Raw genomic sequence first — 581 nt, 5'->3', positions numbered from 1 at the left:
ACGCCCAGCAGGTCGTGGCGCTGGACCTGCTGCTGACCCAGATCGAGAAGACGATGGGCTTCGAGGTCGGCCGGATCGGCATCGAGGCCCAGATCGAGAACGCCCAGGGCCTCAACAACGTCAACGAGATCGCCCAGGCGTCCCCGCGCATCGAGACGATCATCTTCGGCCCGGCCGACTTCATGGCGTCCATCAACATGAAGTCGCTGGTCGTGGGCGAGCAGCCGCCCGGCTACCCGGCGGACGCCTACCACTACATCCTGATGAAGATCCTGATGGCCGCCCGCGCCAACGACCTCCAGGCGATCGACGGCCCCTACCTCCAGATCCGCAACGTCGACGGCTACCGCGCGGTCGCGCAGCGCGCCGCCGCGCTCGGCTTCGACGGCAAGTGGGTGCTGCACCCGGGCCAGGTGGAGGCGTCCAACGAGATCTTCTCGCCGTCGCAGGAGGACTTCGACCACGCCGAGCTGATCCTGGACGCGTACGACTACTACACCTCCGAGGCGGGCGGCAAGAAGGGCTCCGCGATGCTCGGCGACGAGATGATCGACGAGGCCAGCCGCAAGATGGCCCTGGTC

At 67.3% G+C, this 581-nt stretch carries 1 protein-coding gene; it reads left to right on the top strand.

Annotated features, from left to right (window positions below):
- Positions 1-581, top strand: a 581-nt coding sequence (locus G6W55_RS38155) for a CoA ester lyase (RefSeq protein WP_254876606.1), incomplete at both ends; no start/stop codon positions are given.

Source organism: Streptomyces sp. CAI-85, from assembly GCF_013363615.1.
Taxonomy (GTDB): domain Bacteria; phylum Actinomycetota; class Actinomycetes; order Streptomycetales; family Streptomycetaceae; genus Streptomyces; species Streptomyces antibioticus_B.
The sequence above is the reverse complement of the archived record's forward strand: the minus strand, read 5'-3'. Positions and strand labels throughout refer to the sequence as shown.